General features: G+C 62.8%; 23 protein-coding genes, 1 tRNA gene and 2 pseudogenes. 4 read left to right on the plus strand and 22 right to left on the minus strand.

From position 1 onward, the window contains the following. The 3 genes from AC2FNJ_RS19400 to AC2FNJ_RS19410 form a co-directional block, all read right to left on the minus strand. The coding region (locus tag AC2FNJ_RS19400; RefSeq protein ID WP_496766616.1) for a DUF4329 domain-containing protein at positions 1–351 on the minus strand (351 nt) is incomplete at its 3' end. Between the two features lie 34 nt (positions 352–385). Then, positions 386–943 carry a L,D-transpeptidase family protein gene (locus tag AC2FNJ_RS19405; protein ID WP_496766618.1) on the minus strand — a complete coding sequence of 186 codons (558 nt, stop codon included), beginning with the start codon at positions 941–943 and terminating at the stop codon, positions 386–388. Between the two features lie 209 nt (positions 944–1152). Continuing rightward, on the minus strand, positions 1153–1359 hold the full coding sequence (locus AC2FNJ_RS19410) for a cold-shock protein (RefSeq protein ID WP_496766620.1): 207 nt from the start codon (positions 1357–1359) through the stop codon (positions 1153–1155). A gap of 389 nt (positions 1360–1748) precedes the next feature. Here AC2FNJ_RS19410 and AC2FNJ_RS19415 point away from each other — a divergent pair, with 389 nt between their 5' ends. Both AC2FNJ_RS19415 and AC2FNJ_RS19420 read left to right on the plus strand, forming a co-directional pair. Then, the gene (locus tag AC2FNJ_RS19415) at positions 1749–2111 is read left to right on the plus strand and encodes a hypothetical protein (protein WP_496766621.1); all 363 of its coding nucleotides are present in this window, start codon (positions 1749–1751) and stop codon (positions 2109–2111) included. Positions 2112–2202: 91 nt separating this feature from the next. Next, positions 2203–2865: an REP-associated tyrosine transposase gene (locus AC2FNJ_RS19420; protein WP_496766623.1), complete on the plus strand. Its 663-nt coding sequence runs from the start codon at positions 2203–2205 to the stop codon at positions 2863–2865. Positions 2866–3176: 311 nt separating this feature from the next. Here the strand turns inward: AC2FNJ_RS19420 and AC2FNJ_RS19425 are convergent, their stop codons facing one another. Both AC2FNJ_RS19425 and ettA read right to left on the minus strand, forming a co-directional pair. Then, entirely contained in the window at positions 3177–3527 is a 351-nt protein-coding gene (locus AC2FNJ_RS19425; RefSeq protein WP_496766624.1) for a hypothetical protein, read from the minus strand. Next, positions 3524–5179, minus strand: coding sequence for an energy-dependent translational throttle protein EttA (gene ettA / locus AC2FNJ_RS19430; RefSeq protein ID WP_496766626.1), 1656 nt, complete (start codon positions 5177–5179; stop codon positions 3524–3526). Before ettA ends, AC2FNJ_RS19425 begins: the two co-directional genes overlap by 4 nt. 157 nt (positions 5180–5336) lie before the next feature. Between ettA and AC2FNJ_RS19435 the strand changes: the two genes are divergently transcribed. Beyond that, positions 5337–5939 (plus strand): nicotinate-nucleotide adenylyltransferase, encoded by a 603-nt coding sequence (locus AC2FNJ_RS19435; RefSeq protein WP_496766628.1) that lies wholly within the window; start codon positions 5337–5339, stop codon positions 5937–5939. Positions 5940–6207: 268 nt separating this feature from the next. On the opposite strand, the gene AC2FNJ_RS19440 is transcribed toward AC2FNJ_RS19435, so the two are convergent. The 11 genes and pseudogenes from AC2FNJ_RS19440 to AC2FNJ_RS19490 form a co-directional block, all read right to left on the minus strand. Continuing rightward, positions 6208–6567: a hypothetical protein gene (locus AC2FNJ_RS19440; RefSeq protein ID WP_496766630.1), complete on the minus strand. Its 360-nt coding sequence runs from the start codon at positions 6565–6567 to the stop codon at positions 6208–6210. Positions 6568–6707: 140 nt separating this feature from the next. Beyond that, positions 6708–6782: transfer RNA gene (locus tag AC2FNJ_RS19445), tRNA-Phe, on the minus strand. Between the two features lie 79 nt (positions 6783–6861). After that, entirely contained in the window at positions 6862–7044 is a 183-nt protein-coding gene (locus tag AC2FNJ_RS19450) for a DNA gyrase inhibitor YacG (RefSeq protein WP_496766632.1), read from the minus strand. Continuing rightward, entirely contained in the window at positions 7041–8063 is a 1023-nt protein-coding gene (locus AC2FNJ_RS19455) for a ribonuclease E/G (RefSeq protein ID WP_496766633.1), read from the minus strand. The genes AC2FNJ_RS19450 and AC2FNJ_RS19455 overlap by 4 nt, the downstream gene beginning before the upstream one ends. Continuing rightward, the gene (locus AC2FNJ_RS19460; RefSeq protein ID WP_496766634.1) at positions 8060–8638 is read right to left on the minus strand and encodes a Maf family protein; all 579 of its coding nucleotides are present in this window, start codon (positions 8636–8638) and stop codon (positions 8060–8062) included. Before AC2FNJ_RS19460 ends, AC2FNJ_RS19455 begins: the two co-directional genes overlap by 4 nt. Positions 8639–8648: 10 nt before the next feature. After that, positions 8649–8867, minus strand: coding sequence for a translation initiation factor IF-1 (infA, locus tag AC2FNJ_RS19465; RefSeq protein ID WP_005620785.1), 219 nt, complete (start codon positions 8865–8867; stop codon positions 8649–8651). A 69-nt stretch (positions 8868–8936) separates the two neighbouring features. Beyond that, complete coding sequence (locus AC2FNJ_RS19470; RefSeq protein ID WP_496766636.1) at positions 8937–9833, minus strand: carbon-nitrogen hydrolase family protein; 897 nt, start codon at positions 9831–9833, stop codon at positions 8937–8939. Positions 9834–10141: 308 nt separating this feature from the next. Next, positions 10142–10414, minus strand: coding sequence for a DUF3303 domain-containing protein (locus AC2FNJ_RS19475; RefSeq protein ID WP_496766637.1), 273 nt, complete (start codon positions 10412–10414; stop codon positions 10142–10144). Between the two features lie 47 nt (positions 10415–10461). Further along, positions 10462–10662, minus strand: a pseudogene (locus tag AC2FNJ_RS19480) (hypothetical protein); the annotation flags it as partial. A gap of 53 nt (positions 10663–10715) precedes the next feature. After that, positions 10716–11285, minus strand: coding sequence for a carboxymuconolactone decarboxylase family protein (locus AC2FNJ_RS19485; RefSeq protein WP_496766638.1), 570 nt, complete (start codon positions 11283–11285; stop codon positions 10716–10718). Between the two features lie 131 nt (positions 11286–11416). Beyond that, a pseudogene (locus AC2FNJ_RS19490) lies at positions 11417–11536 on the minus strand (GNAT family N-acetyltransferase); the annotation flags it as partial. 279 nt (positions 11537–11815) lie between these two features. Between AC2FNJ_RS19490 and AC2FNJ_RS19495 the strand changes: the two are divergent. Further along, on the plus strand, positions 11816–12940 hold the full coding sequence (locus AC2FNJ_RS19495) for a hypothetical protein (RefSeq protein ID WP_496766640.1): 1125 nt from the start codon (positions 11816–11818) through the stop codon (positions 12938–12940). Between the two features lie 38 nt (positions 12941–12978). Here AC2FNJ_RS19495 and AC2FNJ_RS19500 read toward each other — a convergent pair whose 3' ends face one another. From AC2FNJ_RS19500 to AC2FNJ_RS19525, 6 genes are all read right to left on the minus strand, one after another. Further along, positions 12979–13572: a GNAT family N-acetyltransferase gene (locus tag AC2FNJ_RS19500; RefSeq protein ID WP_496766642.1), complete on the minus strand. Its 594-nt coding sequence runs from the start codon at positions 13570–13572 to the stop codon at positions 12979–12981. Then, entirely contained in the window at positions 13565–13963 is a 399-nt protein-coding gene (locus AC2FNJ_RS19505) for a ketosteroid isomerase-related protein (protein WP_496766644.1), read from the minus strand. The genes AC2FNJ_RS19500 and AC2FNJ_RS19505 overlap by 8 nt, the downstream gene beginning before the upstream one ends. Further along, complete coding sequence (locus AC2FNJ_RS19510; RefSeq protein ID WP_496766645.1) at positions 13960–14418, minus strand: arsenate-mycothiol transferase ArsC; 459 nt, start codon at positions 14416–14418, stop codon at positions 13960–13962. The genes AC2FNJ_RS19505 and AC2FNJ_RS19510 overlap by 4 nt, the downstream gene beginning before the upstream one ends. 3 nt (positions 14419–14421) lie before the next feature. Beyond that, on the minus strand, positions 14422–14901 hold the full coding sequence (locus AC2FNJ_RS19515; protein WP_496766647.1) for a UPF0262 family protein: 480 nt from the start codon (positions 14899–14901) through the stop codon (positions 14422–14424). A gap of 126 nt (positions 14902–15027) precedes the next feature. Next, on the minus strand, positions 15028–16329 hold the full coding sequence (gene hisD / locus AC2FNJ_RS19520; RefSeq protein WP_496766649.1) for a histidinol dehydrogenase: 1302 nt from the start codon (positions 16327–16329) through the stop codon (positions 15028–15030). Between the two features lie 63 nt (positions 16330–16392). Continuing rightward, positions 16393–16629: GNAT family N-acetyltransferase (locus AC2FNJ_RS19525; protein ID WP_496766651.1), on the minus strand; the 237-nt coding region annotated here is incomplete at its 5' end.

Genomic DNA, 16629 nt, shown 5'->3' on the forward strand with positions numbered 1-16629 from the left:
GCCTTCGTCCCGGTCCGCCTCCATGTCCAGAACGGTCGGGAACTCGGCCGGCGTGTGGGGGTCATAGGCGCCATGGGTGTGCATTGAGGCAATCGGCGTGAACCCTCTCGGGGGAATGGCCGGTGTGCACCCGTTTTCGTCCCCGCGCGCCATCACGGTAAAGGCGAGCGCTCCGGTTTTCGTCGTGCCGACATAGCCGCAATATTCGAACCCGGCCGCGAAAGACAGATGCTGGAGCGGAACGAAGCGCGTCTTGACCATAGCCACCTCGGCCCGCGGCGGTTCGTGGCTGGACGCGGCCAGCGCGAGACCCGGCAGGAAGACAAGTGCTGACGCCAGGGCCCGGATCATGGTTTCTGCCTTTCTCAAGCCCGCCGGACGGCGGTCACACCACCGTGACGACCGTGCCCAGCGGCACCCGCCCATAAAGGTCGATGACGTGTTCGTTCAACATGCGGATGCAGCCGTTGGATACGGCATGGCCGATGGTCTTGGGCTGATTGGTTCCGTGGATGCGGAAGAACGTGTCACGCCCGTTCTGGAACAGATACAGAGCCCGCGCGCCCAGCGGGTTGTCCATGCCGCCCGGCTGGACATAGTCGTTGTCGACGAATTTGGCGTATGTGACCGGCTCGCGCTCGATCATCTCCTGCGTCGGACGCCAGGTGGGCCACTCTTTCTTGACATCGATGGTCGCGGTGCCGGTGAATTCCAGCCCCGCCTTGCCGACACCGCAGCCATAGCGGATGGCCTTGCGCGGTTCGGTAACGAAGTAGAGATAGAACGACCGCGGCACGATCAGCAGCTGACCGGGCTGGAACTGTTTCTTGATCCGGACGTATTGCGGCGTCGGATCGAATTCCACCGCCTTGTTGGCCACAGCGGCCTGCGGCAGGACGCCGGCGGCCGCGGTGGCGGCCAGAAACGAACGGCGCGAAATCATGACATCCCCTTTCCAACAACAAAATCAATGGGTCCAGTGTCGGCAGGAGGTCGTCGCGGGTCAATCCGCCCGCGGGGAATAACGCGAAATTGATGCCGCCGCTGCGGTCGTCAGGGCACAGGTCATGTGCCCGGCCGAGGCCGGTTTCCGGCGGTCTTGCAATGGACAGGAAAAGAAAGGGTGAGAATTTATCTCACCCTTTCAACCGGTTACACCAGTTCGATGTTGTCCGCGCTTTCGCGGCCGTCACGGCCCGAGCGCAGCTCGTAGGTGACTTTCTGATTGTCGGCCAAGCCGGTGAGGCCGGAGCGTTCGACGGACGAGATGTGCACGAACACGTCCTTGCCGCCATCTTCGGGCGCGATGAAGCCATAGCCTTTGGTGGTGTTGAACCATTTTACGGTGCCTGAGGGCATTCCTTGTCTCCTTGTCTTGTTGCTGCCCGCGGGAATGCGGCAGCCCGGCGTCGTTGTCTGTATCGATAGACTGAGCGCCGAGAACGGAGACAGTGGTCGAAATAGAAAAACGGTAGCGCCAAAGGATATGGCACCCGAAAGGCCGCCTGACAAGGGCCATGTGCCGTTTTGTACACGTTCCCGGGGGCGGAATGTCCGGTTTGTACGCCCTGCTGGCCCCGGGGCGCCGCGCGGAAGGGATGGCAATCGGGCGCTCCGTCGGAGAGGGGACCGGGGCGCGGGCGGACCGGCGGCACCCCATCCGCCGGCGCGCGGGTTTTGGGGGCGCGCGCCGGGGGCGGATCGGTTAAGGTGGTCCTGCCTATGGAATTCAGATTTGAGGATGTGTCATGTCGGTCCCCCCTATCATCACCCTGGTCGGCCATTTCTCGGTTCCGCTCGTGCATGCGGATGCGTTTCGCGAGAACTGCGAAGCGATGGTGCTGCTGCGCGAGAAGGAGCCGGGGCATCTGGCCTCGGCCTACAGTTTCGGCGCGGATGGCACGGCGGTGTCGCGCGAGGACTATCGGGATGCCGATGCGGTGATGAAGCATCTGGAATTGGGCAGCCACATCTTTCAGAGCACCAGGCAACTGGTCGAGATCACCGGGGCGGAAGTGCACGGGCCGGCCGAGGATATCGAAGAGCTGCGGCATCTGTTCGAGGGGATTCCGACGCGGTTCTTCGTGACCGAGTACGGGTTCAGGGGCTAGCCGACTAGTCGCAAGACCTGTTGTCACGTCCGGTGGAGCACTCGATCGGAAGTTTACCGAACATTAGCATGAGGTGTCGCAAAGTACCGGCATGTCGGTCTATCTGCGTCCTCGAGTTTCCGGAGCGACCGTGTTCTTCACGGTCAACCTGGCGGTGCGGGGCGGTTCGCTGCTTGTCGACGAGATTGCCCGATTGCGCGAAGCAGTTCAGGTCACGCGGGCGGAAAGGCCCTTTGCAATCGCTGCCTGGGTCGTCTTGCCGGACCATCTGCATACGGTCTGGACGTTGCCCGAGGGGGATGCGGATTATTCGACCCGTTGGGGCGCGATCAAGGCGCGCTTCACCATGAGTTTGAAACAGGCGAACCGTAGGCCGGGCTTCAGCCCGGCCCATGTGCCACAGGAGCTGCCGGTTGTTACGTCCGGGAGATATGCCGGGCTAAAGCCCGGCCTACGGCCAAAAAAGCGCGAGGCGGCGGTTTGGCAGCGGCGGTTCTGGGAGCATCACATCCGCAACCGGGCCGATTACGACGCGCATATCCGGTATTGTTGGGGTGAGCGTCGGTCCACCGCAGGTGGCGAAACGTCCAGTGGACGTTTCGAGACGCGAACGGGCGGCGCCCCGGTCAAGCACGGGTTGGTGGAGCGTCCAACCGATTGGCCATACTCGTCGATCCATCGCGACATGCGCGCGGGTCGGGTCGATCCGGAGTGGAGTGGCTTGCCGATGGATGGGATGTTTGGAGAGCCGTAGGACGGGGTTTCACCCCATCGTTCGCGACGGTGGGGTTGCTTTGTGGTTGTGAGATCGAAATCTGCCGCAGGCGCGTAGGCCGGGCTTCAGCCCGGCATTCATGGAGGGGTCCGGTCGGATATTTTTTGGGGGCGGTGTTGCCGGAGTTGCCGGGCTGAAGCCCGGCCTACAATTTTTGACAGTGAATATCCCAATGGAATGAGCGATCGGAAAGCCGTAGGATGGGTGATTTTACCCATCATTTAAGGTGGTGTGGTTTTGGAATTTTGGAGTGATGGGGTGGAACCCCATCCTACGCTTTCTGCGGCTGTTTATTCAGAAATTCCCAGATCAGAGCGCATAGCACTCAAAACTTGGCGCATCGCAGCTTTGCGCTCATCTGTTCCCGGCTCGGTTAAAATAAGAGAATTGACGGCGTTTCGAACTTTTGGCGGAGCTACCAATTCGCAACGGGCTACCCAATGACCAACATGCAGAGCGGCCTCTTCAGTTCCTTCGATTTCGGAGCGGTGCATCGCTTGCCAAAGCCCGACATATGCGTCTTTACGTTCCTGAAACCTAAGCGACCGGCGACTATCTGATCGCGCTAGGAACCATTGAATGGTTACCGTGATCAGTGAGCCGAGGCCCAAGGCCCCTACAAGTGTGATCCAGTCCGTCACCGCACAAACTTCTTGTACTTCAACCGCTTGGGCTCCAGAGCGTCCGGTCCCAGCCGCCGCTTCTTGTCCTCTTCGTAGTCCTCGAAGTTGCCCTCGAACCACTCCACATGCGCGTCGCCCTCGAAGGCCAGGATGTGGGTGCAGATCCGGTCGAGGAAGAAGCGGTCGTGTGAGATGACCACGGCGCAGCCGGCGAAATCCACCAGCGCGTCTTCGAGCGCGCGGAGGGTTTCCACGTCCAGATCGTTGGTCGGTTCGTCCAGCAGGATGACGTTGCCGCCCTCTTTCAGCAGCCGCGCCATGTGGACGCGGTTGCGTTCGCCGCCCGAGAGCAGCGAGACCTTCTTCTGCTGGTCGCCGCCCTTGAAGTTGAAGGACGAGCAATAGGCGCGCGAATTGACCTGCGCGTCGCCCAGCTGGATGATTTCGGCGCCGCCGGTGATCGCCTCCCACACGGTGTCGTTGTCCTTGAGGTCGTCACGGGACTGATCGACATAGGACAGTTTCACCGTGTCGCCGTATTCGATGCTGCCGGCGTCGGGTTTTTCCTGGCCGGTCAGCATCTTGAACAGGGTCGATTTGCCGGCGCCGTTGGGGCCGATCACGCCGACGATGCCGCCGGGGGGCAGCGAAAACGACAGGTTCTCGATCAGCTGCTTGTCGCCCATGTGCTTGGCGAGCCCGTTGACCTCGATCACCTTGCTGCCCAGGCGCGGGCCGTTGGGGATGACGATCTGGGCGCGGGTGATCTTTTCGCGCTCGGATTGCTGGGCCAGTTCGTTGTAGGCGTTGATCCGGGCCTTCTGCTTGGCCTGGCGGGCCTTTTGGCCCTGGCGCATCCATTCCAGTTCGCGCTGCAGGGTTTTCTGCTTGGACTTGTCCTCGCGCGCTTCCTGTTCCAGCCGCTTGGCCTTTTGTTCCAGCCACGAGGAATAGTTGCCCTCGTAGGGGATGCCGCGGCCGCGGTCGAGTTCCAGGATCCAGCCGGTGATGTCGTCCAGGAAATAGCGGTCGTGGGTGACGATCAGGATGGTGCCCTTGTAGTCGATCAGGTGCTGTTGCAGCCAGGCGATGGTCTCGGCGTCCAGATGGTTGGTCGGTTCGTCCAGAAGAAGCATGTCGGGCGCTTCGAGCAGCAGCTTGCACAGCGCGACGCGGCGTTTCTCGCCGCCCGAGAGGGTGTTGACGTCGGCGTCGTCGGGGGGGCAGCGCAGCGCCTCCATGCTGACGTCGATCTGGCTGTCGAGATCCCAGAGGTTCTGGCTGTCGATCTCGTCCTGCAGCCTGGCCATTTCCTCGGCGGTCTCGTCCGAGTAGTTCATGGCCAGCTCGTTGTAGCGGTCGAGGATGGCCTTTTTCCCGGCCACCCCCAGCATGACGTTCTCGCGGACGGTGAGGGCGGGGTCGAGCTGCGGTTCCTGCGGCAGGTAGCCGACCTTGGCACCCTCGGCGGCCCAGGCCTCGCCGGTGTAATCCTTGTCGAGTCCGGCCATGATCCGCATCAGGGTCGATTTACCGGCGCCGTTGACGCCGACGACGCCGATCTTGACGCCGGGAAGGAAGCTCAGGTGGATGTTTTCAAAGCACTTCTTGCCACCGGGATAGGTCTTGGAGACACCCTGCATGTGGTAGACATATTGATAGGCGGCCATGTCGCGTCCTCTGGGAAGGGGAATTCGGGTTGGCCGGTGTGATAACGAAGCCGGCGGGCGTGGGCAAGCTGGCGCGGCCGTGAATCTGCGGGGCGGCAACCGGGGCGCTGCGGCCAGCCGATTGACAAGCGCGGCCATCTCTGAACATCAGCAGGAGATGTTGCGGCATGCCATCCCCTTTGCCCGGCCCGGTCAGGTCGTGGGCCTGCTGGGCGGATCCTTCGATCCGCCGCATGAGGGTCATGTGCATGTGACGCTGGAGGCGATGAAGGCGTTCGGGCTGGACCGGGTCTGGTGGCTGGTGTCGCCGGGCAATCCGCTGAAGAAACGCGGACCCGCGCCGCTGGAGCAGCGCCTGCAGGCGGCACGGGAGGTGATGCGCCATCCGCGGGTCGAGATCACCGATGTCGAGGCGCGGCTCGGCACGCGGGCGACCGCGGACACGCTGGCGGCGCTGCGGGCGCTCTATCCCGGTGTCCGCTTCGTCTGGCTGATGGGGGCGGACAACCTGGCCCAGTTTCACCTGTGGAAGAACTGGCGCCTGATCATGGACAGCGTGCCGGTCGGCGTGGTGGCCCGGCCCGGCGACCGGATCTCGGCGCGGATGTCGCCGGCGGCGCGGGTCTATGCCGGCTACCGGATCGACGGGCAGGCGCGGCATCTGCTGGGGCGGGCGGCGGCGCCGGCCTGGTGCTTTGTCAACGTGCCGATGGTGCACGTGAGTTCGACCCAGATCCGGCGGCGCGGCGGCTGGGCCTGACCCGCCGGCGCCGGAGGATGCGCTGTCAGGTGGGCTTTGGGGTTAACCCGGCCTGCCAAAAACAAATTTTTCGCTCTGTTTGCAGAGGGTTGCGCGGATCTACGGGAAACCCCCAATTTCGCGGCCCGCGGTCTTGGGTTAATGTCAGATCAACCCTGGGCGATACCGCCCGTCAGAACACCCCCAGAGAGGGGCTGGCTATGACCCCCTCGGGCCGGCCCCTCGCATCTCCCCCCGAATTCTCCACTTGCGCGGCCGCGACGGCGGATCAGAAACCGTAATAGCGGTACTTTCGGGCCGGGGCGCTGGGCCGGAGCGGCGCGCCGTAGGGCACATGGCCGTAGATGCGGCGCGTCGGCTTGTTGTAGCGGCGCGGCCGGTCGTCCCTGTGTCCCCGGTCGATCTGCGCGGCTTTCGGGCCCGGCGCGGCAAGGTGCCGAGGCGGCTCGACATGGTACCTGTGCACCCGATGGCGGCTCCGGTCGTGCAGGCCGAGGGGGATGGTACCGAATGCGATGAAGCCCGAAAAGCCGGATCTGACATCATGCGCGGCAGCAGGCGATGCGGAAAGGCAGGCGACAACCGCCGCCGCAGCGGCCAGGGCGGTTGGCGGGATCGGGCGGGGCATGGCGAGGCTCCGTGTCGGACAGGACGGTCAGCTGCCAGCATGGGACAATTCCCGGCCGAAAGCCAATAAACTCGCCTCACACGCTGGGGATTGGGTGGTGTGTTGGAGGGATTCGGTGCGCGATGCGTGATGGGTGGAAATGGTGCCCGGGGGCGGAATCGAACCACCGACACGAGGATTTTCAGTCCACTGCTCTACCCCTGAGCTACCCGGGCTGGGGAACGGCGCTTGCCGTTGGGTGGAGGCGTTCTAGGGCCTGCAACAGGGCGTGTCCAGAGGCTTTTTGACATTTTTTCAGTGCCAGCGCCCGGCCGCCGTTTGCCCGGTGTCGGAGGGGTCTTCGGGGTCGTCCTCGCGTTCGGACGGGACGGCGTAGGAGCCGTTCAGCCACCGGGCGAGGTCCAGGTCGGCGCAGCGTCGCGAACAGAACGGGCGGTATTGATGGACGGTGGTTTCGCCGCAGATCGGGCAGGTCATTTCAGCGCCTCCGCCAGCGGCACACGGCCGCGTTTGCGTTGCAGTTCAAAATGGCCCAGGGGCGTCCATCCGACAAGGGTGGTTTCCTCGCTGTCCGAGCGGAAGGCGGCGCGGAGCGCGGATTCGAAGCCGCGCCGGTCCTTCTTGGCCATCGGCGCCAGGTCGAGCGTGATCTGCCCGCCGAGTCCGCGCACGCGCAGCGCCCGCGGCAGCGCCCTGGCGCAGGCCAGGTTGGCCTTTTGCCCCGCGGCCAGCGACGTGTCGCCGCCGGTGTTCACGTCCACCGCGATCAGCGCGCGGGTGGGCTGGACATACATATGCGCGCCGCCGGGCAGGGGTTCGGAGATGCCGCGCGCCGCCTCCAGCGCCTCGTGCACGCCATGGGTCTCGAACCCGCCGGGGGCGGTCACGATCTCGGCCGGGTCCGTCCATTCGCGCCAGGCGAGCGTGTGGGGGCCGTCGCCCTCGACCAGCTTTTCGGGCTGGGTACCGGTGTCGGCCAGCACCTGCCCGGCCAGGTTTGCCATGGCGGCGATGTCGTCGGCGATGTCGTCGGCCGCCGCGCCCGCGCAGGAGGTGCGCAGGATCAGTCCATGGCCGAGCCCATGCATCGCGTCATGCGCGATGGCCAGCAGGCGGTCGCGTTCGGCGTCGTCGCGGATGCCGCGCGAGACGTTGAGGCCGGGCGCGTCCGGGGTGACGATGGCATGGCGGCTCTTGAACAGCAACCGGGCCGTCACCGGGATGGCCTTGCCGGGCTCGGCATAGCCGCTCACCTGCACCAGCAACAGGGTGCCGGGGGCGAGGCCCTTGATCTGGCGCAGGAAAGCCGGCCCGTCCGGCGTGGTCAGGAACATGCCGCCCTGGCCCTTGACCGGCCGGTCGGCGCGGGCGCGGTAGATGGTTCCGGGCGGCGGCGCATCGCCGGCGATCAGGAAATCGTCCAGCCTGCCATCGACCATCAGGGCGGCGGCTTCGCGGCCTGCGACATGATCCAGAACGATGGTGCGGCCCTTCATGAGGCCTCGCGGTACAGGGGATAGCCCGCGGCCTGCAGGAGCGCGGCGGTTTCGGCCAGCGGCAGGCCGACGATGCCGGTGAACGAGCCGCTGATCCACGGGATGAACGCGCCGGCGGGGCCCTGGATGGCATAGGCGCCGGCCTTGCCCTGCCAGTCGCCGGTGGCGAGATAGGCGTTGACCTCGGCATCCGACAGGCGCTTGACCTTGACCTGGCTGACCACCTCGCGCGCCCAGACGCGGCTGCCGCGGCGCAGGGCCACGGCGGTGATCACCCGATGGCGGCGGCCCGAGAGCGCGAAGAGGAACTCCGCGGCCTCGCCGGCATCGGCGGGTTTGCCGAGTATGCGGCGGCCGAGCGCAACCGTGGTGTCGGCGCAGAGCACGATGTCGTCTTCGGACGCCGGAACCGCCATCACCTTATCGCGCGCGATTCGGGCGCAATAGGGACGGGGGAGTTCGCCCTTGCGGGGGGTTTCGTCGATTTCCGGAGGGGCGATCGCGTCGGGCCGCACGCCAAGCTGCGCCAGCAGGTCCAGCCGCCGCGGACTGCCCGATCCGAGGATGAACGCCATGAGGCGGGCGTTACTTGAAGCGGTAGTTGATCCGACCCTTGGTCAGATCGTAGGGGGTCATCTCGACCTGAACGCGGTCGCCGGCCAGAACGCGGATGCGGTTCTTGCGCATCTTGCCTGCCGTATGTGCGATGATTTCATGGCCGTTTTCCAGCTCGACCCGAAACGTCGCATTTGGCAGGAGTTCCTTCACGACACCGGGAAATTCGAGCGTATCTTCCTTGGCCATGTTGTCTCCATCATTGCATTTAACCCGCACGATCCGCGGGACGTGCGCTTAAATGGGCCTATTTCGCCCTTAATTCAAGGGTCGAATCGCCTGAAGGCAAGACATTGTGACGGATTGGGCGCGGGGTTCCTGTTCGGCCCAATGCGCCCGGTTCAGCACCCGCCCGTCGGCGCGGACGTTGGCGATGGCGGCGGGGTCGATCTCGGCATAGGTCCAGCCGGGGCGGTTCAGCGCGCCCTCGGCCAGAACGCCGGTTTCGGGAAAGCCCACGTCGGGCGGCCCGAACACGCCGCCGGCGCCGGTGTTCATGTCCACCGCTTCGGACCAGTCGTTGCTGCCGACCAGCGAGGCCATGACGGTGACGCATTGGTTCTCCAGCGCCCGCGCCATCGCGCCGACGCGGACGCGCCAGTAGCCCGACAGCGCCTCGGTGCAGGAGGGGACGAGGATCAGATCGGCCTCGCGCAGCGCCCGGCCCAGCAGGGGAAACTCGCTGTCATAGCAGATCAGCACGCCGATCTTGCCCAGGGCGGTGTCGAAGAGTTTCAGCGGCCCGCCCGGTGCGATGTCCCAGTGTTCGCGTTCGAACCGGGTCATGATCTGCTTGTCCTGATGGTCGCGGGCGCCGGCGGGGGCGTAGAGTTCGGCCCGGTTCACCGGGCGACCCTGGCCGGCGGCCACCGGGGCCGAGGCGCCGAGGATGTGAACCCCGAACTCCTGCGCAAGTCTTTGATGAAGGCGGGCGGCATCCTCCATCCGGTCGGACACGGCATGGATCGAGCGTTCCAGATCGCCGGCCGCGTCGGCGCCGTCGAGGGTCGAAAGCTCCATCGCGCCGTATTCGGGGAACACCAGCAGTTCGGCGCCGGTCCCGGCGGCCTCGGAGACCCAGCGGTGCAGCTTGTCCTCGTATTGCGCCCAACTGTCGAGCCAGTCGAGCGGATAGGCGGCGGTGGCGAGTTTCATCGTGGCTCCCCGAGAGACTGTCGCGCGACAGTAGAAGGAAAATCGGCCGACTGTACAGCCCGATCAGTTTCGTGCCGAGGAAAGCACGGTCGCTGTTGATCGGGCCGGCGATGGGTGGGCGGTGTATTGGCAAGGAACGTCCGGTTGGATTCCGAGGCACACATTTCGACAGACACCCACCGAGAACGCCAAGATGCCTTGCAAGCCCGACTTCAGCACTCGTCACCGGGTCGAACCGGCAAGGCGCTTAAAACCCGCAACAAGCCGACGGAATACGTGCATGCCACCAAGGATTGGCAACAGAGAAATCAGTCGCCCTCAAACTCTTCCGTGAATTCCTCGAGTGATAGAACTGGAACTACAGTGTTCACGTTCAGATCGGTCCAATCGTGCAAGAGTTTTCCGAGTGCGGCCGCGCTGTCGGCTTCGACTATCGTCCAGCCTTCCAGTTGGCTGACGGCAAACCAGATTCCAAGAATCCTGGTCCCGGGGACGTCAACGGCGCCTGCCTTTTCTTTCAATCGCTGGTAGTTGGCATTCCGGTTTTCCGGAGTGACATTCACGTGGACCATGAACAGCATCTGGGTCTCCCAATAAGATCAAGTAACACCTCAACGAACTTCTTACGTTAAGCGAAACGGACGATTTGACAAAACATTGAACCCGGCCATCGCGTTTCTTGCAGCAAGGCAGCGTTGTCCGCCCAGCAGTCCAAGTCGGACCACAGATCCCGGATCCAGACCTGCAACGGCTTTGGGGTTTCGTCGTCCAGGCCCAGATCCTTCCAGGAAAACGGCGCTTTGACGCCGGGCAGGGGTTGGTAGCCGCGGGCGGGTCAGAAGGCGCCGAGCGGGCGCAAGGAATTTCCGATTTGAGCCCTATTCATACATCAAGACCATTGGCTCTGCCGAAATCGGTGTAAAACGAATTGCTGGTGAACTTCGCACGCGTTTGCTCATCGAGCGGTCCAGGGTCACGCGCAATCTTCCCAATACCCGTGCCCTCGATAATGCGGTTCACCAAATTGAACACTCCGCATACCTGTATGGCGTCGAACAACGCGCTTTCCGACCATCCGGCCTCATAGACCGCTTGTGCGTCTTCTTCCGTCATTCGGGCAGGTGAGAGAGTGAGTTTTGCAACATAGGCGAGGACAGGCTTCATCCGGTGGTCAACCGGGGCCGAGATTGGGTCTTCGATCAGCGCTTCGATCACCATTGGATCAATGCCGTAGGCGCGGGCAAAGACAGTATGGGCATCGTAGCAGTAAGAGCAGGCATTCAATCCGGAAACGTAGGCGGCAATCAGCTCGCGCTCGGAGGCGGAAAGTTCGCTCTCTCCCCGCATCACAAGGCTTTCATATTCGCACCAGGGAGCCAGCTTTTCCGGAAACAGCTGAAAGACACTGCCGAGCGTCGCGTCCTCGGAAAGCGATGGGAATAGCCTTTTCATTTGCTGCCCTCCACGACAAGAAACTTGCACAGGCTTGCGTGTTGCGAAAAACGCTGCATTGGCATCAGGCTAACAGCATTCTCCTGTTCCACAAACGTCCGCTTCTGTTCGCCCTGCGGACCAATTCGGACTCACAGATCCCGGATCCAGAACTGCAACGGCTTTGGGGTTTCGTAGTCGTCACCCAGATCCTTCCAGGAAAACTGCGCGATGACGCCGGGCAGGGGTTGGTAGCCGCGGGCGCGCCAGAAGGTGAGGATCGGAAGACGTACTGGCAATGAATTTCCGGTTTGAGTCCTATGACGATCAATCATCATATGCCGCGAGAATTGGAAGCAAGAAATACGAGCCCACATGTGCAAATGTCGTGATACTCTATACCACGATAACCTGCAAACTCCACAAATGACAACCTGCAAACTCCACGATTGATACCGGCTCGTGACATTCGGTCTTGCGCACGCGATACATCGGCTATAGTAGATTATCGGAGGGCACATAGCTGCCAAGTCGAATATAGGCATCAAGTTTTGGCGCAGAACTCGCGAATAATACTACACGCTGGAACTATCAAAACAGGTTCAACATACTTACAGCAAACACTTTATGAAAATGCCGATGCATTTAGAGGCATGGGGCTGGATTATCCATGTGCGTCCGAACCGTTTCGTCACCAGCGTCGGTTCGCGAACGCCAATTTTTTGTTTGATACTAAGTATGTTCAACAGGCTAGAGACTATTTCCTTCAGTCAGATTGTCCAGTCGTCGTAATTTCCGAAGAAGGTATTTTGGGTGACCTTCTTCCGGCAATCAAAAGTCCCGCGTTTGCTGGATTTGACCTCACAGTGATTATCTACATCAGAAAGCCAGCAGAACTTGTTGCTTCTTGGGCCGCCGAAAATGCTGAGCCATACAATGCGTTTATTTCCGACTTCAGTGGGGGGCGAGTATTTTCGCTGGACGAAGGGATTTCGGAGTTTGCAACAAGGTATGAAGTAATACTTCGCGAAATTGTGGAGGCATTCGAAAACCGAAACGGGGTCAAGTTCGTCTTCCGATCGTACGAAAAATCTTCATTAAAAAACAACGATCTTTTAAACGATTTTCTGGATTGCGTTGACATGGATGCTGAAGTTGTGAGAAAAAATCATGATTTCAAAGAAATTGGTCTAGCGAATGAAAGTCGGACGAGAAAGTATTACGATGTTTCGTACATGACCTGGAGGGCGCTAGATGAGCCTCGAACAGCAGAGCTTTTTAACCACCATTTGGTTGACAAGATTGCCCAACAAACACGGGCTGGCGACAATCGGAAAGTAATAGAAACGTTGACTGATAGTGAGATCGAGGAGATCACCAAAAGGTTTGATTTTTTCGATGCGTTCTTGTCGACTGTACCCGGTGTGAATGGTCGATTTTTTGAAGACCCATACCCAGCCGTATTCCGAACGTCCCGAGATCCGTATGTTCCGATCGACAATTACGAGGTTACTTTGCTCTCGAAACTTGCTCGGGAATCTTATCGTGCCGATAATTTGGCCAAAGACGTGCGTAGGCTAAAAGGGGAGCGCGACCGGGCAATGAAGTATCCTTGGAAATACCTCCGCCATTCTTTTGAAATACGTTATGGAAAAACTCGCTTTGCTAAGTTTTGAAATGGTCGCGTTCTTTTTGTACAACGGTCCATTGTCGACTACAGATCCCGGATCCAGAACTGCAACGGCTTTGAGGTTTCGTCCTCGTCGCCCAGATCCTTCCAGGAAAACCGCGCGATGACGCCGGGCAGGGGTTCGTAGCCGCGGGCGCGCCAGAAGGCGTCGAGCGGGCGGTAGGAGGCGGGCCGCAGGGGATGGCCGGCGGGGCGCTGGACGCCGCAGAAGGCGACTTTGGGGTAGCCCAGGGCACGCGCATGCGCCTCGCGCAGGTCAAAGAACCGGTGGCCGATGCCCTGGCCGCGATAGGCGGGCAGCAGCACCGACTCGGCGCAGTAGAAGATGTCGTTCAGGTCCAGCCCGGTGCCTTCGAACGCGGCGCCGAAATCGTCGGCGTGATCGGCCAGCGGCATGCCCGTCGAGGCTCCCACCAGCCGGCCGCCGTCGAAGGCGCCGACGACGATGGCGCGGTCGCTGTCGCGATAGGCCTGCAGGTAGGTCCGTTCGTAGTCGAGATCGCCGTCATAGAGATAGGGCCAGTCGCGGAACACCGCGATCCGCAGACGGGCGACATCGTCGAGCGCGGTTTCCAGGTCGGCGCCGGTCAGCGCCCGGACATCCGACACCTCAGCCATCGGAGACCTGCCGCACCCAGTCGGCAAGGTTGTAATAGGTGGTCACGCGGGCGATCTGCCCATCCCTGAGGTCAAAGAACGATCCCGCCGGCAGGCGGTAGGTTTGGCCGCGCGCCTCGGGCAGGCCCGCATCGGTTTCCAGATAGGTGCCGTTCACGATGAATTCCGCCGCCGCACGGGTGCCGTCCGGGGTGGCAAAGATCACCATGTCGGTCAGCGTCTCGCGGTAGCAGCGGTTCATGTGGGCGCAGAATTCGGCGAATTTCTCTTTGCCCACGCGGACCTGGCCTTCGTTCACGTGATGGGCCACGTCATCGGACAGGCAGGCCAGCATGGCATCGGCATCGCCGGCGTTGAAGGCGTCGAAATAGCGTTGGACGGTTTCGTTCATGGTGTCTCCAGAGGCTCTCCCCAGCGGTCCTTGAGGTGCTGGATGATCTGATCGCGGGTTTGTCGGTAATGTGTTAGCTTCTCGTCCCGCGTCTCGCCGAGCCCGGTAGGGTCCATTATTGGCCAATAATCGACATCGAGGTGAAAAAACCGGGTGAGTTCCAGCGCCCGCCGCTGGCTGGCGGGGGACAGCGCCACGACCAGGTCGAAGGAGCTGAGATCGTCGCCCCATTGCTCCATCTCGTCGAAGGAGCGCGAGCGGTGGCGCGACAGTTCCACGTCGATTTCCTTGCAGACCGCGATGCAGAACCCGTCGATCTCCATGTCGTTGCGGACACCGGCGGATTGCACATAGGTGCCGGTGCCGTAGAACTTTTTCATGATCCCCTCGGCCATCGGCGAACGCACCGCGTTGTGGTCGCAGCAGAACAGAACCGACTGCGGCAGAGGCGTCACGCGTCAGCCTCCGAAATGCAGAACGCAGATCAGGGTAAAGAGGCGGCGGGCGGTGTCGCCGTCAACCTCGGCCTTGCCTTCCAGGCGCTCCTGCAGAACCCGGCTTCCTTCGTTGTGGATGCCGCGGCGGGCCATGTCGATGGTTTCGATCTGGCTGGGCGGCATGGTCTTGACGGCGTTGAAATAGCTTTCGCAGATCTGGAAATAGTCCTTGACCACCTGCCGGAAGGGGCCGAGCGACAGGTGGAATTCGGCCGCCTTCTGGTTGTCCTCGGTCTCGACATCGAAGACCAGCCGCTTGTCCCGGATCGAAAGCTGGACGCGGTAGGGGCCGTCGGGCACTACGCGGTCATCCCGCTTGGGCAGGTTGAACGAATTTTCCTCGAGCAGATCGAAGATGGCGACCTTGCGCTCCTGCTCGATCTCCGGGGTCGGCGGGGGCAGGTTGCGGTCATCCAGTTCGATATGAGTGATGCGGCTCATGACGTCGGCCAACTCTGTAAGGTTCGGATCGGGTCAGACCTACACCACCTGTCCGGGTTGGGCAACGCGGGGAATCTGCGCGGCGATCGGCGCGGCCGGACGTGCGCGCGAACCGCGTTCAGCCGTTCAGCCGTTCAGCCGGTCGAGCCGGGCGCGGACCGAAAGCCCATGCGCCTCAAGGCTTTCCGATTTCGCCAGACGCTCGGCGGCCGGGCCGATCCGGTGCAGGGCGTCGGGGGTCATGCGGCTGAGGGTGGTGCGTTTGAGGAAGTCCATGACCGACAGGCCCGAGGAAAACCGCGCCGAGCGGGCGGTGGGCAGGACGTGGTTCGGCCCGCCCACATAGTCGCCGATGGCTTCGGGCGTGTAGGGGCCCAGAAAGATCGCACCGGCGTGGACTGTCCTGCGGCTCAACCCTTCGGGATCGGCGACGCAGAGTTCCAGGTGTTCCGGGGCGATCCGGTTGGACAGCGCCGCCGCTTCGCCCAGATCGCGGGCCAGGATGATCGCGCCGTGGTCACGCCAGCTGGCGCCCGCGATGGCGCGGCGTTCGAGCGTTTCCAGACGGGTCGCGACCGCCTGCGCCACCGCGCGGCCGAACGCGGCGTCATCGGTGATCAGGATCGACTGGGCGCTTTCGTCATGCTCGGCCTGGCTGAGCAGGTCGAGCGCGATCCAGTCGGGGTCGTTGTCCTTGTCCGCGATCACCAGGATTTCGGAGGGGCCGGCGATCATGTCGATGCCGACCTTGCCGAACACCCGCCGCTTGGCCGCCGCCACATAGGCGTTGCCGGGGCCGGTGATCTTGTCCACCGGCGCGATGGTTTCGGTGCCATGGGCCAGCGCCGCGATCGCCTGCGCGCCGCCGATCCGGTAGATTTCATCGACGCCGGACAGGCGGGCGGCCAGCAGAACCAGCGGGTTGATGGCGCCATCCGGGGTCGGCACCGTGATGGCGAGCCGCCCGACGCCTGCGACCTTGGCGGGAATGGCGTTCATCAGGACCGAGGACGGGTAGGAGGCCAGCCCGCCGGGCACGTAAAGCCCCGCCGCCGACACCGGGGACCAGCGCCAGCCCAGCATCGCGCCGGTGTCGTCGGTCCAGTCCTCGTCGCGCGGCATCTGCCGTTCGTGATAGGCCCGGATGCGGGCCGCGGCGAGATCAAGCGCCTCGCGGTCCGCCGCCGGGACGGTGGCGATGGCGGCATCGATTTCGGCCGAGGAAAACGCCAGGGTCGCGGGCGTCAGGTCCAGCCGGTCGAATTTCGCGGTCAATTCGATGACCGCCGCATCGCCGCGGGCGCGCACGTCGTCGATGATCGCGGCGACGACGGCATCCACGTCCGGGCTGTCCTCGCGCTTGGCCGCCAGCAGTTCAGAAAACGCGGCTTCGAAATCGGGCGAAGAGGTATCGAGGAAAACGGGCATGATGGTGTCTCCGGCAGTCCCGCCGGGAATATCCGGGGGAGGACCATGCCTCAAGGGCTTAGATCAGGGGTGCAGCGATTTGCGCATCGGATACCCGACGATCCAGCGCCCGGAACGCGGCTTGCCCGCGTCGCTCCACCCGCGTGACAGATAGAACCGATGGGCGGTTACGGTGCTGGTGATGCGCGCCTCGGTCGCGCCGCGGGCGGACAGGCGGGATTCGAGATGGGCCAGCAGGGCGGTGCTTGCGCCTTGCCCGCGGAAATCCGGATCGACGTAGTTGAGCGTGATCCGCCCGGT

This window comes from Ruegeria sp. BHSB196 (assembly GCF_059613135.1).

Coding starts and splice junctions, on each gene's coding strand:
- AC2FNJ_RS19405 (WP_496766618.1), bottom strand. CDS start 943: ATGATTTCGCGCCGTTCGTTTCTGGCCGCCACCGCGGCCGCCGGCGTC.
- AC2FNJ_RS19410 (WP_496766620.1), bottom strand. CDS start 1,359: ATGCCCTCAGGCACCGTAAAATGGTTCAACACCACCAAAGGCTATGGC.
- AC2FNJ_RS19415 (WP_496766621.1), top strand. CDS start 1,749: ATGTCGGTCCCCCCTATCATCACCCTGGTCGGCCATTTCTCGGTTCCG.
- AC2FNJ_RS19420 (WP_496766623.1), top strand. CDS start 2,203: ATGTCGGTCTATCTGCGTCCTCGAGTTTCCGGAGCGACCGTGTTCTTC.
- ettA (WP_496766626.1), bottom strand. CDS start 5,179: ATGGCCGCCTATCAATATGTCTACCACATGCAGGGTGTCTCCAAGACC.
- AC2FNJ_RS19435 (WP_496766628.1), top strand. CDS start 5,337: ATGTTGCGGCATGCCATCCCCTTTGCCCGGCCCGGTCAGGTCGTGGGC.
- AC2FNJ_RS19440 (WP_496766630.1), bottom strand. CDS start 6,567: ATGCCCCGCCCGATCCCGCCAACCGCCCTGGCCGCTGCGGCGGCGGTT.
- AC2FNJ_RS19450 (WP_496766632.1), bottom strand. CDS start 7,044: ATGACCTGCCCGATCTGCGGCGAAACCACCGTCCATCAATACCGCCCG.
- AC2FNJ_RS19455 (WP_496766633.1), bottom strand. CDS start 8,063: ATGAAGGGCCGCACCATCGTTCTGGATCATGTCGCAGGCCGCGAAGCC.
- AC2FNJ_RS19460 (WP_496766634.1), bottom strand. CDS start 8,638: ATGGCGTTCATCCTCGGATCGGGCAGTCCGCGGCGGCTGGACCTGCTG.
- infA (WP_005620785.1), bottom strand. CDS start 8,867: ATGGCCAAGGAAGATACGCTCGAATTTCCCGGTGTCGTGAAGGAACTC.
- AC2FNJ_RS19470 (WP_496766636.1), bottom strand. CDS start 9,833: ATGAAACTCGCCACCGCCGCCTATCCGCTCGACTGGCTCGACAGTTGG.
- AC2FNJ_RS19475 (WP_496766637.1), bottom strand. CDS start 10,414: ATGCTGTTCATGGTCCACGTGAATGTCACTCCGGAAAACCGGAATGCC.
- AC2FNJ_RS19485 (WP_496766638.1), bottom strand. CDS start 11,285: ATGAAAAGGCTATTCCCATCGCTTTCCGAGGACGCGACGCTCGGCAGT.
- AC2FNJ_RS19500 (WP_496766642.1), bottom strand. CDS start 13,572: ATGGCTGAGGTGTCGGATGTCCGGGCGCTGACCGGCGCCGACCTGGAA.
- AC2FNJ_RS19505 (WP_496766644.1), bottom strand. CDS start 13,963: ATGAACGAAACCGTCCAACGCTATTTCGACGCCTTCAACGCCGGCGAT.
- AC2FNJ_RS19515 (WP_496766647.1), bottom strand. CDS start 14,901: ATGAGCCGCATCACTCATATCGAACTGGATGACCGCAACCTGCCCCCG.
- hisD (WP_496766649.1), bottom strand. CDS start 16,329: ATGCCCGTTTTCCTCGATACCTCTTCGCCCGATTTCGAAGCCGCGTTT.